Raw genomic sequence first — 15,006 nt, forward strand, 5'->3', positions numbered from 1 at the left:
GACTAATGAGTTGAAAAGTGTTTTTCTCAGTCCTCATAGCGAGGACTTTAGCTTTGAGACAGGGAATGAATTCCCTGTCGGACTATCGGTTTTACCTTAATGAGAACAGTTAACGGCTTTGAGAAAAATTTCGAGATGAAGTTCCGCAAACTCGCATTCAAACTGCACTTGTATTTGGGGTTGGTGGTAGGAATATTTCTAGCAGTAATTGCTTTAACCGGTAGCTTGCTGGTTTTCAGCCCCGAAGTCGAGCGGTTCTTCAATCCCCAACTCCTGCAAGTAATTCCTCAAGCCGAACGGATACCGCTGGAAAATGTCCTGCAAATTGTCGAAAAAGCTTATCCGCAAAATCAAGCTCTTAGTATCTTGTTGCCACGCTCAGCGAAGGATATTTGCCAAGTTTCAATGCTGTCAAAGAGTGAGGAAATAGTTAGCGTTTATGTCAATCCTTACAGCGGAAAAATTACGGGTGGGCGCCTTTGGAAAGAAACTTTTACAGGTTTTATTTTTACGTTACACGCGGAATTAGCTGGAGGAGAATTTGGTCATCTTGTTGTCGGCATTTGCGGTCTAGTAATGCTAGGGCTAACTTTTACTGGTTTGGTATTGTGGACGGGTTGGCGCAATTTGGCTCGCGGATTTTCTATTGATTGGAAAGCTCACTGGCAGCGGACTGTATTTGATTTACATAACGTTTCTGGCATTGTATCGGTGGCTTTTCTCATACTCATCTCCGCTACAGGGACAGCGATAATTTTTTACGCGCCGGTTGAATCGACTCTGTATTGGCTAACGAATGAAAAGCCACAGCCAGCATTGACTTCTCATCCCCACTCTAGCAGTTCGAGGCAAAACCTTGACGAAATCTTACACCAAGTTAATACCGTTTGGCCGGAAGCTAAAACCACTTTTATTTCTCTGCCTTTGAAGCCTGAAGCAACTTTTAAAGTACGGAAAAAATTTCCCAATGAGCCGCACCCAAACGGGATTAGCACCATTTATCTCGACCAATACAGTGGCGAAATATTGCAGGCTGACAGTGTAAATTCAGCTTCTGTAGCAAATCGAATTCTCAACTCGCTTTATCCGCTACATATTGGCAGCTATGGCGGAATTTACTTGCGGCTTGTACACGCGATCGCAGGATTAGCAGCGTTTGTACTGTTTGTTACGGGTGTAATGATGTGGCGGCAGCGGCATTTGGCGAAATTTTACCGCAAGGAGGCGAGACAGCAATATGAAGAATTATCTCCACTGAGCCAGCAATGGCCTTGGTTTTAAGGATAGCGGCGTGCGGTTTTATGCGGGTGTCATTCTCCTCCCTAAAAACCCCTATCCTCTGAATTTTAAATCCTATCAATCGCTTATTCCATGCAAAAATTTATTCAACTCTGGCTCGGACAAACTGCTTCGATGATTGGCAGCGCTATGTCCGCGTTTGCGCTGACTATTTGGATTTGGGAGTCCACCAGTCAAGCGACAGCTTTGGCTTTGTTGATGTTTTTTACTCAATTGCCACGCATCTTGCTTGCTCCGGTTGCTGGCATTCTCGTCGATCGCTGGAATCGAAAATTTTTGATGGGGATCGGTGATGCGGTTTCAGCTTTGTTAACGCTCACTATCCTATTACTTTATATCAGCCAAAACCTGCAAATATGGCATATATATGTAGCGGCTGCGGTTAACGGAATTTTTGACCAAATTCAGCAGTTAGCTTACTCAGCAGCCATCGCCACAATGATGCCAGAAAAGCATTACAGCCGCGCTAGCAGTTTAAGTTTTTTGGCAAATTATGGCGCGAGTATTATTGCTCCGACGCTGGCGGGGATTCTCTATTCTGCGATCGGGCCCGGCGGGATTTTTACGATCGACCTGGCAACTTTTACAATCGCGATCGCCACCCTAGTATCTGTCAAAATACCCCAGCCCGCGATCGCGCCAGCGTTGCGGAGCAATATCGCCTCCAATCCCCAGCCGACTCGCCCCCACCTGTTGCAAGAACTCAGCTTCGGATTCCGCTACATCGTCCAGCGTCCCAGCCTGCTTGCCTTGCTGGTGTCCGTTTCGCTATTCTGGTTTGCTCACGACATCGGCGCCGCCCTCTACTCACCGATGATTCTGGCACGCACCGGCAACAATGCCAGAATCCTCGGTACGATCCTTTCAGCCGCCGGCGCCGGCGGCGTTTTAGGAGCATCGATCGTCAGTATTTGGGGCGGCCCCAAACGCCGAATCCGGGGCTTTCTGTTCGGAATGGCAGGCGCGGGCTTGAGTAAAATAGTCTTTGCTTTCGGTCAGGCGCTTTCCATCTGGATTCCCGCTCAATTTTGTTCGTCTTTCAATTTCCCCATCCTCGGCAGTTCCAACGAGGCGATATGGCTGGCGAAAGTCGCACCAGACGTGCAGGGGCGTGTTTTTGCTACCAGAGCAGTTATCGTGCAATTGGCGTCAGCGATCGGTTTATTGATCGCAGGGCCACTTGCCGATCGCGTCTTTGAACCCGCCATGCAACCGGGAGGTTTTTTAGCAGCTATTTTTGGCGGAATTCTGGGGACAGATGCCGGTGCTGGCATGGCTTTGTTATACGCTCTCTCCGCGCTGGGCTTATTCCTCGTTGCAGTCGGTGGGTATGCTTGCCGGCTGCTGCGCGATGCGTAAAGGGGAAACGGAAAGAGGTCTTTTAACTTCTTGCTTCTTGCTTCCATCCGTTACATCCGTTACATCCGTTACAGAATCCGTTGCCGAACTTCCTGACATCCGTTACATCCGTTACAGAATCCGTTGCCGAACTTCCTTCTTCTATAGTTTCTGGCGCGAACTCAGGTGAGCTTCAATTTCCGATCGCGATCGCCATACAGGGCGCAATTCCTTGCGAGCAAAGAGCTGCAACTGATCGCCGGCGTGGGGCGAACCAGGTTGAGTGGCGTTACCGTAACTGTTTAGCGCCATCGCTTTCACCGGATTCGAGAACTCAATCGCAGCGACAAAAGAATCGCCCGCAACCGCTTGAAAGCGATCGTCCTTCCCAGGAGCGAACCATACTGAGCGAAATACACCTAAAGCACCGTCAGCTCCATTTGCAGGCAGATTTGCCTCCCCAGGCAATCGGAAGACTTCCCCCCATGCCACATCTAACGCGCCATAAGTTACCTCAACTTTGGTTGCTGTCGCTTCCAGCACCCGCACCGCCTCCGCAGGATTTGCCAACCCGTCTGGCGTCGTTAGCGGCGCATCTTCGCTCCAAGGTTTAGCGAATAACCGATCGTCATCCATCGCTTGTTTCCAAAAGGCAAACAGCACCGCACCGCGACTGTCAGCATCGACTTTCCGATCCCAAGTGGCGAGAACTTCCGCAGCGCGCCGCGCTTTTTCACTGCCTTGGCGTGCGACGGGAATTAAATCATCGAGGAGGCGATCGGCGAGTTCTACCTGAGTAGAATGTTTGTATTGCATCAATTCATCGAAAGAGATTTTGTCATCTTCTAAGAGCATTTTTGCCGATCGCTGCGATCGCAAATCCATCGGGCCGCGCGGTGCCATGTAGGCGGGATATTTATCCGGTGCGATCGGGCTGGGAAACGTCGTCGTCCAGGGCGGATCGTTGGTATTTTGCAACCAACCGCTGGGCGGATCGACCACGCGCGGCAAATCCGCATAAGGATGATTTTTGCTCCACAAAGTCTCTGACGTATTGCCTGGAATCGTGCCTGACCAGTATTTAAAATCTCCGTTTTTGCGTATAGGGACTTGACCGTTAAACAAGTGCATGATATGCCCCTCACTATCGGCATACATGACGGTAAACATGGGAATTTCCAAGCGCTTTAAAGCGGTTTCAAATTCAGAAAAATTCTTTGAGCGTGCCATATCCCACCACTGCTCAAGGGCTGCTGGTTTATCGAGTCCGACAACGCGCAGGGCGATCGCTTTGCCCTGTTTTTCTGTGACAATCGGCCCGTGAACAGAACGCCGCACGACTAGAGATTCCGATCGCAAATTCCCATTCTTTTCTTTGACTTTTAAAACCTTCTCTTCTCTGTCAAATTTTCGGACTTCGCCATCGAAGCGATAGCCATCGTTAGCGAGGGGCAATTCATAGGCATCCCAGCCATCGTGAGTGTTGACAGTATGAGTCCATCCCAAGTTGTCATTAAAGGCGATCGTTAATACAGGAAATCCGACGAGAGTCGCTCCGTAAGCGTTAATTTCTGGGCCAATCAGTTGTGCTTCGTACCATAAATATAAATCCGACCAAGGAAGGTGAGGATTTGCCAATAGCATGGCATTGCCGTTTTCAGAGCGCGAAGGAGCGATCGCCCAACCATTAGAGCCTTTGGGGGTGTCATTTTCAGCGAGTTCTTCAAGGCTCTCTGGCTCGACTATAAAAGTAAAATTGATGACACGTTGCGCGTGTGCCAATACATCTACCGGTTTGAGGGGCAATGCTATCTTTAATTCTTCGGTGAGCGCCTCTGGGTGTTCTTTTGCATAGGCATTCATTCCGCCAACAAAAGCATCGAGATAGTTGCGAAAAATGGGATTTTGTGATTCATACCACGCATTAGCGCGATTAGGAATTCCCATAGTTTGCACCCAGCGATCGGATTCCAGATAATCTTCGCCCCAAAATTCGGCAGCTTGCCCACGAGCCTGCCCGTAAAGACGCAAAATCAGATTACCGTGACTTTGCATCTGCGCCCAGCCGAAAGCGTAGAAAAGGCTTTTACTATTCTCTCCATAAATATGTGGAATTCCATAGGTATCCCAAAGAATTTGATTGCCGATTTCAGGCGAGGAGTGAACCCCATCATTTAGAAGCAAAACTAAAATAAAACTCATTAATAACGAGACAATCCGCCGGCCTTGTTTTTTTAGTTGTAGAAACACTGGAAATTAATTGGCTAGGGTTAAACTGAGACATTGCAGCCTTTTCAACAAACTGCACGAACACAACGCCGAGGATTTAAATCTTTTTTATGGAGAACAAGGGAGAAAATTCTACCAAATCCGATGCCCAAAAACGTAACCTATCTACGTCTATCTGCCTCCATCTGCGGTAAAAAAAATAAGGGAGCATCTCACTTTTGCAGCCAAGCTAGAAATTGGAGTTAGGAGCCAGGAGCCAGGAGTCAGGAGGAAAGAATCAGAAGGAAGGAGGAAGAAGAAGTGTTTTTACAAATATGAGATGATCCCAAAAATAACAGCTCTTCGAGATTTCCAGAAAATCCGAAAAAAGACCCTGTGTAAATCGGATGTGCAATTAAAAGCCCTCCGCTACGTTCACCAACTTGAAAAGCGCTATAAAACGCCGGTGTGTCGGCTGTAAAGCGCATTAATGTCATTAGTGAGGAGGGGGGGTAAACAAGAAGGGCGAGATAGGTTATAAGGTTATTTTTTAATTTGACCTTGTTGCCAATTTCCTTCTACTTTCGTTCCATCTGCATAAATGTAGGAACCTTGCCCGTGTTTCTGGCCGTTGAGGAATTCACCTTGATAGCGATCGCCATTGGCGTAAATGCAGGTACCTTTGCCGTTGAACTGACCATCGCTAAATTCGCCTTCGCAGCGATCGCCATTCTTAAAAATGTAAACTCCTTTCCCGCTCATCTTACCCTTGACAAAAGTGCCTTTATAGCTATCTCCATTGGCGAACTCACGGACACCTTCACCACTAAATTCTCCATTGTCAAACGGCCCTTGATAACGTCCCCCTTCTTTAAAAGTAAACAACCCCTGACCTTGAGTGTTGCCCTTGACAAACTCTCCTTCATAGCGGTTGCCGTTTGGATATTCGCGAACCCCTTTACCGTGAAATTGCCCTTCACTAAATTGCCCCTCATAACGACCTCCTTCAGCAAAGGTATAAATTCCCGGCCCGTTAGGCACATTATTCAGCAACTCTCCTTCGTAGCGGTTCTTATTAGCATATTGACAGACGCCTTTGCCGTTAATTTTTCCTTCTTTAATATCTCCTTCGCATCGAGTGCCATTACTGAAGGTAAAAGCCCCGCGACCGCTAGGAGAACCATTGGTAAAAGAGCCTTCGTAACGAATGCCGTTAGTTGAGGTAAAAGTTCCTGTACCGTCGAACTCACCGTTTTTAAAACTTCCTTCGTAGCGGTTGCCGTTAGCAAATTCGCGGACACCTTGACCGTTGAATTCACCATCGGCAAATTCTCCTTGGTATCGACCTTCTTCTTTAAAGGTATAGATGCCTTTACCGTGAGGTTTGCCGTTGAGAAATTGGCCTTCGTAGCGATCGCCGTTGGCATATTGACAATTGCCGGGGCCGCTGAGTTTTCCCTCACTCAATTCTCCCTCGCAACGTCCGCCATCGGGTAAAGTAATTACTCCTGCCATTGCGCTGTGAGGGTTAGCAAATAACAAAGCAATTCCCAAGTGGGAACCAAGTAATAGAACGAGTCCAACTCGCTGAAGTTTACTTAATATTGTTGATGACATTCCCAAATTCATAATTCACCAAAAATTCAACTTTTAACTTTACTATTCCTTGGACGGTGCTATAGAATTTCCAGCCAAATTGCTAGAGTCTCAAAAAAATCCCTAGTCAGTGAGCAGGAAGGTAATGGTTATTCTTTCTCCTTGAATGCCACTCTCTGATGGGGCATATTTCCTTTCTTCTACTGTTTTCATCGCTGCGCGATTCAAGTCGTTGTATTTGCTAGGAGTCAAGATCTTGATGTTGACTGTCTTACCGTTGGGGTCAATGTCACAAATGAGTTCCACTTGGCCTTGGCGCCCTTCTTCTCTGGCTGCGCTCGGATAGTTAGGTTTACCGCAGCCACTAATGCAAGTGCCTCCAGGCGTGCCGGGAGCGCGCGAAGGACTCCCCCCTCTTCCTGGATTTGTCGGTTTTTGCCCTGACCCCGAACCGCTTCCAGAGCCTCCGCCTCCACGACCTCCGCCTCCAGGGCCTCCGCTTCCAGAGCCTCCGCTTCCAGAGCCTCCGCTTCCAGAGCCTCCGCTTCCAGAGCCTCCGCTTCCAGAGCCTCCGCCTCCAGGGCCTCCGCCTCCAGAGCCTGGTAAGCCAGCCGTCGTCGATCTTCCCAATCGCCCCGAACCATCCCCAAATGGCTCTGAGGAAGGTAGGTCGCCATTTTCGCTGGCGCCAGATGGTGAGTTCGACCCACTTCCTCCAGGGCTTCCACCTCCAGGGCTTCCGCCTCCGGGGCCACCAGAGGCAAGGTTTCCTAAACCTCCGATCGCATTTCGAGAATTGCCGCCGCCTCCTGGCCTAGTAGCTGTGACTGGCGACCCAGCCCCGGGCGATCGCTGTATGGGCCCGGAAGAAGGATTTAATGGCTCTGAGGAAGGTTCCCCGCTACCCGCCGAAGCAGATGGTGAGAGCGGGTTATTTTTTTCGGGGCTGTCGGAGGAGTTGGGATTTCCAGCATCTTTTGTAAAGTCTGTGGAACTTCCAGCACTCTTGGGGCGGGAAGCGGTAACGGGTGGTTCGCTTTTTGGAGGATCGGGCGAAGGGGTTTCGGGTTCTTTGGCGATCGGGGTTTTAGGAGTTTCTGGGGAATTAAAATCTTGTTGAGGTGGGGGGGAAGGCTCCAGAGGAGTTGGTGGTGGCGTTACCGCTACGGGTGGCTTCTCTGGAATTGGTGGTGGCGTTGCCGCTACGGGTGGCTCCTCTGGAATTGGTGGTGGCGTTACCGCTACGGGTGGCTCCTCTGGAATCGGCGGTGGCGTTACCGCTACCGGCTGCTCTGGAATCGGCGGTGGCGTTACCGCTACGGGTGGCTCCTCTGGAATCGGCGGTGGCGTTACCGCTACCGGCTGCTCATCTAGAATCGGCGGGGGCGTTGCCGCTACCGGTGGCTCCTCTGCGGGAGCTGGCTCTGGTGGCGGTTCTGGTTTGAAAGTGTCAGGTGGGGGAGATACCTTTTCTGGAATAGTCGGCTCTGGCTGGGTTTCCTCTACTTTGGGCTCATCAAGCACAACAACTTCAATGGGTTCCTCTGCAAATTCAGCAGGTTTGACCAAGTTGAGGCTCAACGGCAGCGCGACACCGTGCAGGAAGGTTGAGGCTAACATACTGATCGCCAGAACTTTTTTGAGAGCTTCTTCTTGTTGTTCTCTTTGCGTCGCCGAAATATTTGAAAAACTCATGCCTTATGAATCTCCTTGATGGATGGGTTGGCAACGTCCTCGCTGGCTCCCCCACATAACCCGAAACAAGCTACCAAATGCGGGTTGAGCTTGCTATCACTGATGAACCTACCCATCCTATAAGAAGACTGTCACCCTGTTCAAGACTCTTGCAATTAATTTTCATTATTTTATTTTGATATAGCGAGTAGATACTACCAATCAGCATTTCCTTTGGGTGCGCCTACGTCGCTCTCGTGGGTGCTGTCAATGTTCTGATTCTGGCAGGGCAAGGTTCCACAATGCCTTAAATACAATACTTTAGCCCGTAATCTACCAATAAATTTCAATATTCTCAAGCTTTTCAGAGAATACTTTCTATAAGCATATCCAATTAGGTGGATAAATTGAATAAGTAAATATTATTTTTTATTTTGGATGATGGCTTGACAAACCCTGAATTTTGTGGAAACCTAGTTGAGAATCTTTTAAATTATTGAAGATTATTGTCAAGTCCTAACGGAAATTTTTAGCAAGCACTGGGAGAAAAATCGGTCGAGATCGCAGTAGAAGCATTTTGGGTAAAGACGAAGATAGTCACATACAGGTAATGCGTTTGTGCGATCGCGCGATCGCCCTTGAGTGCAACAATTCGCAGTCTGAATCACTTGTGCCGACTTGACGCAGAAACTCTACCAGCCTTCGATCGGGCTAATTGCAACATTAGGCAGCTTGCGATCACTCAACACAGCTAACGAGAATACAAACTAATGGATAATTTCATTTACATTTTTCGCGCTGGGGGCATTGTTTCTTGGCCGCTGCTTGCCTCGTCAATCGCAGCAGTCGCACTGATTTTAGAGCGTCTTGTCTTTTGGTTTAAAGTGAATCGGCGACAGCGGCGGGTCGTCCGGGAAGTGCTAAGACTTTACAGTCAAAACCCGGATTCCGCCATCAAAAAGTTACAAGTAAACGCTGATTTGCCGTTAGCCAGAATTTTTTTGGAAGCATTAGAATTAGACTCGCCCAACATCGAAGAATTTCGTTTGGTCTTAGAGAGTGCAGCTCAGGCAGAAATCCCCGTTTTGAAGCGATTCAATACAATATTTGACACCATTATCACCCTCTCCCCGCTATTTGGGTTGCTCGGAACAGTTTTGGGCTTAATTACCACCTTTGACTCCCTCAAACTGGGAGATGCTGCAGGCACCAATGCCGCGGGCGTTACCGGGGGGATTAGCGAAGCCCTCGTTTCTACGGCAATGGGGTTAGTGGTGGCAATCTTTACGCTCGTATTTGCTAATATGTTTCGGGGGTTTTACTTACAGCAGATAGCTTTTATGCAAGAAGCCGGAGGCCAGCTAGAGCTATTGTACCGTCACCACTACGAAAAACTACCAAGAGAATCTAACTATGCGCCTACCCGATGAACCTGATAGTATTCCCCAGATCAACATCGTGCCACTGATTGATGTAACCTTCGCCATATTGACGTTTTTCATTGTTTCCTCTTTGTCTTTATCCAAATCCGAGGGTCTACCCGTAAATTTACCGAAAGCATCAACCTCTCAAGTTCAGGACTCGCCTGCTAAAATTACCGTCACGCTTGATGCTCAGGGAAAATTCATGGTTGATAAAAAGTCAGTCAACTTAGACCAGATTGAGAGTACGGTGCGACAAGTCATGGGGTCAAATCCGAGCGCCTTAATTGTGCTGAATGCGGATAAAAGCGTCTATCACGGAAATGTTGTGGAAGTTATGGATCGATTACGCCGAATTAAGGGAGCTAAGTTAGGGATTGCTACGGCAAAGTAGAGAGTTCCTATAATTACTAATTTTTAATTTTCCCACACCCTTAAACAGGAATTACCCCGTGAAAATTTACTAAAAAAGCCTGTAAGCCTGATTAAAAGGTAGTCCTGAATAGTCTGTACGATTCAGGACTTTATTTTTTGATAAAGCAGTTAAAAATTAAAGTCCTTACTGCAAAAAAACAGCAAGGACTTTAATTATTTATTCCTGAGTTTTAAGGACGAACATCCTTACTACACACGTTAAATACTTGCCATCACTTCACGCGCTGCCGCCAAAGTTCGATCGATATCTTCCTCAGTATGAGCCAAAGAAGTAAATCCCGCCTCAAACTGCGAAGGAGCAAGATAAATACCGTGCTCCAACATTCCCCGGTGAAAGCGGCTGAACTTCGTCAAATCCGACTTCTTCGCATCCTCGTAATTGTGAACCGGGCCAGCCGCAAAAAACAAGCCAAACATCCCGCTAATTTGCCCGCCCCAAACTGCGTGTCCGGCTTCCTTAGCAATTTTTAGCAATCCGTCAGACAGTTTTTTGGTAATTTTATCCAACTGTTCGTAAGTGCCGGGTTTTTGCAGCAATTCCAAAGTCTTAATCCCAGCAGTCATCGCCAAAGGATTTCCCGAAAGCGTACCCGCTTGATACATCGGGCCAGCAGGAGCCACCATCCCCATAATATCCCGCCTTCCCCCGTAAGCTCCCACCGGCAAACCGCCACCGATAACTTTACCCAAAGTAGTCAAATCCGGGGTGACACCGAATCTTTCCTGAGCTCCGCCGTAGGCGATGCGGAAACCGGTCATTACTTCATCAAAAACTAACAAAGCACCGTTATCTTTAGTAATTTCCCGCAAACCTTCGAGAAAGCCTGCATCCGGGGTAATAAAACCGGCATTGCCCACCACTGGTTCGAGAATTACACCTGCTATCTCGCCGGGATTTTCGGCAAATAAAGCTTTGACTGCTTCTAAGTCATTGTAGGGAGCGTTGAGGGTATTGGCAGTAGTGGATTTCGGGACGCCCGGGGAGTCGGGAAGGCCCAGAGTTGCGACGCCGGAACCGGCTTTTACCAAGAACATATCGGCGTGCCCGTGATAGCAGCCTTCAAATTTAATCAGTTTATCGCGTCCGGTGAAAGCTCGCATCAGCCGCAAAACGGCCATACAGGCTTCGGTGCCGGAGTTGACAAATCGCACCATTTCAATGCTGGGAACGGCATCGATGACCATTTCGGCCAGTACGTTTTCCAACACCGATGGTGCGCCGAAACTCGTACCTTTTTCTAAAGATTCGTGCAGGGCTTTGATGACTTCCGGGTGGGCGTGGCCGCAGATGGCTGGGCCCCAAGTGCCTACGTAGTCAATGTATTGGTTTTCGTCAACATCCCAAATGTAGGCTCCTTTTACCCTGTCAAAGACGATGGGCTGTCCGCCTACGGATTTGAAGGCGCGCACGGGGGAACTGACGCCACCTGGCATCAACTTCTGGGCGGCGGCGAAAATTTCTTCTGATTTGGTCGTTTTCAAGGTTGTGGAAACCAATGTTTTCTCCTTAGTGAACGTCTGTTGTTGGTAGAATAATTTTATAGCCAGTTCAACATAAAGGTTAGGTCGATTCAAGGAAACTATTCTAGTAAATTTTAGGGTAGAAACCAATGAGTAGCAATACTAGCTTGGGTTTTTTAGGCTTTGTCGCACTAGCACCGTGAAGCGAAGCTATCCCATAGGGAATCGCCCTAAAATGTAATTTTTTGTAAAATAGTTCTTGACAATTTAGCCATCACTTGGTTAATCTTCTCTCTTCCTCTGCCTCCTCTGCGTTCTCTGCGGTTAATAAAAAAACAATCTCCGACAGGAAAGCGTTAATCTAGATTACCAAGTTGAAATAAAATTATGTCTACTACTGATTTATCGAGTTTGAGCCGATCGATCCCAATTGAAAAGATTCGTTACGACGATCGCGGTTTAGTGCCTGCGATCGTCCAAGATTATTTGGACGGTACGGTGTTAATGATGGCCTGGATGAATCGGGAGTCGCTGCAAAAAACGCTCTCTACCGGGCAAACTTGGTTCTGGAGTCGATCGCGCGCCGAATTTTGGAACAAAGGGGCGACTTCGGGACACGTTCAAAATGTCAAAGGGCTGCGTTACGACTGCGATAGCGATGCTTTGTTAATCACTGTCGAACAAGTTGGAGATATTGCTTGTCACACAGGAGAAAGAAGTTGTTTTCACCAAGTTGATGGGGAAATTTCACCGCCGCCAGGGGATATGTTATCTCAATTATTTGCGGTAATTTGCGATCGCCGCGACCATCCTAACGAAAGTTCTTATACTTGCAAGTTGTTCGAGGGTGGCGACAACAAGATTCTCAAGAAAATTGGCGAAGAGTCGGCGGAAGTTGTAATGGCTTGCAAAGATGACGACAAAGAGGGGATTGCTGGGGAAGTTGCGGATTTATTTTATCACGCTTTGGTTGCTTTGGCTCACCATCAAGTTGATTTAAGAGAAGTTTACCGCAAATTGGGCGATCGACGAAAATAAATTAGTTAGTTGACGGTTAACTGTTGACTGTTGACTGTTAATGCTAATAACTACAATCTTGGACGCACGCGGGGTCACAAACCCGGTTTCTCTGAAAAATCGTGGTATCGAACCGAGAGATATTGAGGCAGAAACCGGGTTTTTTGGTCTTAGTTTTCAACGAACAACTGAATATTAGATTCTAGTTTTCAACATTCGATCGAGCTTTTGCAAAATAACCACAGCCACAATCACACTAAGAGCCAAACCCAACCAAAAATTATCCGCGGCCCATTTACCTCTATCCAAAGCCACACCGCCCAGCGGCGGCCCGATTAAATAGCCGATCGCCCAACACTGAGAACTAACGGCCAAATACACGCCCCGCAACGACTCTGGGGCTAAATCCACCACCAAAGCAGAAGCAAAAGGCGTATAAGCAACAGTCGCAACAGACAAAAAACTCAAGCCTAAAACAGCTAAAAATAGATTGCCAGTTGCAGCCATTCCCGTCAAGCCGATCGCGATAAATCCCATTCCCCACAGCAGCGCCGAAATCATCAAAGCTTTCGGGTGGGAAAACGGCCTCAAAGCTTTAACAATCGGCAGTTGCAAAGCCACAGTTAAAAACGTGCTAAAAGCAAACAAAACGGTAATTGTACCTGTGGAAAAGCCTGTTGTAGTCCCCACCGCGACAAACTTGCTAAAGTACAGCGGCATTGTGGTTTGGATTTGGGAAATATATAATGTGAACAGGGTATTTACTAAAGCATAAACTAGAAGACTGCGATCGCTCAGCGCCACGATCCAACCATTTTCCCGATTTTTTTTTCCTCTATCCCCTGGATTAGCTGGTTTGTAGGTTTCGGAGATCGCGATCGCCACCACCGCAAACAGCACTAAAAACGAGATTCCATCAATAATAAAGAGCGATCGATAATTCCCCGTTACTGCAATCAACAAACCACCCAAAATAATCCCAACTTGCAAACCCAAATTATCAGCAAGCCGCGTCAAAGCAAAAGCTTCCTGTCGCTGTTCGCCCTCAGTTAAATCCGCCACCATCGTCTCGGTTGGAGGCCAATACAAACCCACACCAAAACCCATCAGTAAATTGCCCGCAATTAAGCCGGGGAAATCATTAGTCCCCGCCAGTATAAAAGAAGCTGCAGCCGAAATAATTGTCGCCAGCAATAAAGTTCGTCGCCTTCCCCAAAATTTAGAATCGCAAAAAGAACCGCCCAAAATTCTGCCGAATATTCCCGAAACTGAACCGCTACCCAAACCAATCCCAACAGCAGTAGCAGATAAACCCACGTGATCGACAAAAAATATCGGCGCGTAAAATAAAGTAAAACCGGTGCCGCTTTGGGAGAGGAATCTGCCGGCGGCAAGAATCCAGACTTGAGGGGGGAGACGGGGCAACCAAGAGGATAATTGAAATTTAGGCATATACAGTTGAATGAGGAGTTATTTCTGGAGGCAGAAACCTGGTTTTTTATAAAAAATACGTTACGGTGTTTAATCAGAGTCAAAAACAGGTGTCTTTGGTCGCCGTGCATAAGTCCTGTGATTAATTATTAATTTATTCCGTACTTTTTCCGAATTAGTATTAGTTAACCGAGGTGATGAAAAACATAAGTGAGCTTAACAATTCTTCAGCGTCTGTTACACAAAAGTTACCATTAATTTAAAAATACTTAACACGATTTTATAGAAAAGTTAGTTAAACTCTAGAAAAGGCAGAAGAAAATTTTAGAGGGTCTAATTATATGACAGCTATTACAACATCAAGAGTGGAATCAATCAAACCGCGCTGGCAAGCAATTGTCATGGTTGCCCTAATTTTCTGGCTCAGCGTTAGCCTGATTTTGGATCTAGTAATTATGCCGAGTCTCTACGTATCTGGCATGACGACATCTCCGGAGTTTGCAACGGCCGGCAATTTAATGTTCTGGGGATTCAACCGCGTTGAGTTAATCTGTTCGGGCGTGGTGGCAACGGGTTTGATGGTTTTGAGCAATTTAGTCGGTGACTTCGGCAAGCGCAGCCGCACAGCAATTTTATTATCATTGGTACTTCTGGCGATCGCCCTGATTGACACCTACGCCCTGACACCCCAAATGAGCGCCTTGGGAATGCAGCTAAATCTGTTCGATTCTGCAGCAGAAGTGCCCGCCGGGATGAATCTACTGCACCAAGGCTATTTTGCATTGGAAGCGCTGAAGTTGACTGTCGCCGGTACGCTGCTGGGCTGGTGCTACCAAAACCAAGTTTAATCGACACAAGGCTCAGATGTTGAGTTGAGAAAAAAAACTCAACCAGCAGCGGGGGGCGTGACTTCACGCCCCCCGCTAATTTTTTAAATTTTAACGATCGAAAACGAGCCTTGAATTGCAGCCCTTCTGTATTCATCTGCGTTAATCTGTGTTTATCTGCCCTCATCTGCGGTCAAAAAAAGAGAATATGTTAACCGCAGATGCTGGGGGGGTAACAACCAGCCTGAAACCCATACCTTTGTAAGGATTGAGCCAATGTGTGCTAAAAAAAGATAGGC

General features: G+C 47.5%; 11 protein-coding genes. 6 read left to right on the top strand and 5 right to left on the bottom strand.

Annotated features, from left to right (window positions below; genetic code table 11):
* The first annotated feature begins 99 nt into the window (after positions 1-99).
* Entirely contained in the window at positions 100-1,281 is a 1,182-nt protein-coding gene (locus QUA77_RS15475) for a PepSY-associated TM helix domain-containing protein (protein WP_333451000.1), read from the top strand.
* Between the two features lie 90 nt (positions 1,282-1,371).
* On the top strand, positions 1,372-2,658 hold the full coding sequence (locus QUA77_RS15480) for an MFS transporter (RefSeq protein ID WP_333451003.1): 1,287 nt from the start codon (positions 1,372-1,374) through the stop codon (positions 2,656-2,658).
* Positions 2,659-2,799: 141 nt separating this feature from the next.
* Here QUA77_RS15480 and QUA77_RS15485 read toward each other — a convergent pair whose 3' ends face one another.
* The 3 genes from QUA77_RS15485 to QUA77_RS15495 all read right to left on the bottom strand — a co-directional run bounded on the left by QUA77_RS15485 (position 2,800) and on the right by QUA77_RS15495 (position 8,136).
* Positions 2,800-4,887 carry an acylase gene (locus QUA77_RS15485; protein WP_333451005.1) on the bottom strand — a complete coding sequence of 696 codons (2,088 nt, stop codon included), beginning with the start codon at positions 4,885-4,887 and terminating at the stop codon, positions 2,800-2,802.
* 501 nt (positions 4,888-5,388) lie between these two features.
* Positions 5,389-6,462 carry a hypothetical protein gene (locus QUA77_RS15490; protein WP_333451007.1) on the bottom strand — a complete coding sequence of 358 codons (1,074 nt, stop codon included), beginning with the start codon at positions 6,460-6,462 and terminating at the stop codon, positions 5,389-5,391.
* Between the two features lie 102 nt (positions 6,463-6,564).
* Positions 6,565-8,136 (bottom strand): TonB family protein, encoded by a 1,572-nt coding sequence (locus QUA77_RS15495; RefSeq protein ID WP_333451009.1) that lies wholly within the window; start codon positions 8,134-8,136, stop codon positions 6,565-6,567.
* Between the two features lie 749 nt (positions 8,137-8,885).
* Between QUA77_RS15495 and QUA77_RS15500 the strand changes: the two genes are divergently transcribed.
* Together QUA77_RS15500 and QUA77_RS15505 are read left to right on the top strand one after the other, a co-directional pair.
* Positions 8,886-9,545, top strand: coding sequence for a MotA/TolQ/ExbB proton channel family protein (locus QUA77_RS15500; RefSeq protein WP_333059736.1), 660 nt, complete (start codon positions 8,886-8,888; stop codon positions 9,543-9,545).
* On the top strand, positions 9,529-9,930 hold the full coding sequence (locus QUA77_RS15505) for a biopolymer transporter ExbD (RefSeq protein ID WP_333035453.1): 402 nt from the start codon (positions 9,529-9,531) through the stop codon (positions 9,928-9,930). Before QUA77_RS15500 ends, QUA77_RS15505 begins: the two co-directional genes overlap by 17 nt.
* Positions 9,931-10,169: 239 nt before the next feature.
* On the opposite strand, the gene hemL is transcribed toward QUA77_RS15505, so the two are convergent.
* Positions 10,170-11,468 (bottom strand): glutamate-1-semialdehyde 2,1-aminomutase, encoded by a 1,299-nt coding sequence (gene hemL / locus QUA77_RS15510; RefSeq protein WP_333451012.1) that lies wholly within the window; start codon positions 11,466-11,468, stop codon positions 10,170-10,172.
* 351 nt (positions 11,469-11,819) lie between these two features.
* Between hemL and hisIE the strand changes: the two genes are divergently transcribed.
* A complete protein-coding gene (gene hisIE, locus QUA77_RS15515) occupies positions 11,820-12,470 on the top strand; it encodes a bifunctional phosphoribosyl-AMP cyclohydrolase/phosphoribosyl-ATP diphosphatase HisIE (RefSeq protein WP_333059734.1) in 651 nt (216 codons plus the stop codon).
* A gap of 174 nt (positions 12,471-12,644) precedes the next feature.
* Here the strand turns inward: hisIE and QUA77_RS15520 are convergent, their stop codons facing one another.
* Positions 12,645-13,901, bottom strand: coding sequence for an MFS transporter (locus QUA77_RS15520; RefSeq protein ID WP_333451014.1), 1,257 nt, complete (start codon positions 13,899-13,901; stop codon positions 12,645-12,647).
* A 320-nt stretch (positions 13,902-14,221) separates the two neighbouring features.
* On the opposite strand from QUA77_RS15520, the gene QUA77_RS15525 reads away from it, so the two are divergent.
* Entirely contained in the window at positions 14,222-14,728 is a 507-nt protein-coding gene (locus QUA77_RS15525; RefSeq protein WP_333451015.1) for a hypothetical protein, read from the top strand.
* The last annotated feature ends 278 nt before the right edge of the window (positions 14,729-15,006 follow it).

It is taken from the genome of Microcoleus sp. K5-D4 (assembly GCF_036704575.1).
Classification (GTDB): Bacteria; Cyanobacteriota; Cyanobacteriia; order Cyanobacteriales; family Microcoleaceae; genus Microcoleus.

Bases quoted from the DNA above. Each gene is read 5' to 3' on its own strand.
- QUA77_RS15495 (WP_333451009.1), bottom strand. From the start codon at position 8,136: ATGAGTTTTTCAAATATTTCGGCGACGCAAAGAGAACAACAAGAAGAA.
- QUA77_RS15500 (WP_333059736.1), top strand. From the start codon at position 8,886: ATGGATAATTTCATTTACATTTTTCGCGCTGGGGGCATTGTTTCTTGG.
- QUA77_RS15505 (WP_333035453.1), top strand. From the start codon at position 9,529: ATGCGCCTACCCGATGAACCTGATAGTATTCCCCAGATCAACATCGTG.
- QUA77_RS15475 (WP_333451000.1), top strand. From the start codon at position 100: ATGAGAACAGTTAACGGCTTTGAGAAAAATTTCGAGATGAAGTTCCGC.
- QUA77_RS15480 (WP_333451003.1), top strand. From the start codon at position 1,372: ATGCAAAAATTTATTCAACTCTGGCTCGGACAAACTGCTTCGATGATT.
- QUA77_RS15520 (WP_333451014.1), bottom strand. From the start codon at position 13,901: ATGCCTAAATTTCAATTATCCTCTTGGTTGCCCCGTCTCCCCCCTCAA.
- hisIE (WP_333059734.1), top strand. From the start codon at position 11,820: ATGTCTACTACTGATTTATCGAGTTTGAGCCGATCGATCCCAATTGAA.
- QUA77_RS15525 (WP_333451015.1), top strand. From the start codon at position 14,222: ATGACAGCTATTACAACATCAAGAGTGGAATCAATCAAACCGCGCTGG.
- QUA77_RS15490 (WP_333451007.1), bottom strand. From the start codon at position 6,462: ATGTCATCAACAATATTAAGTAAACTTCAGCGAGTTGGACTCGTTCTA.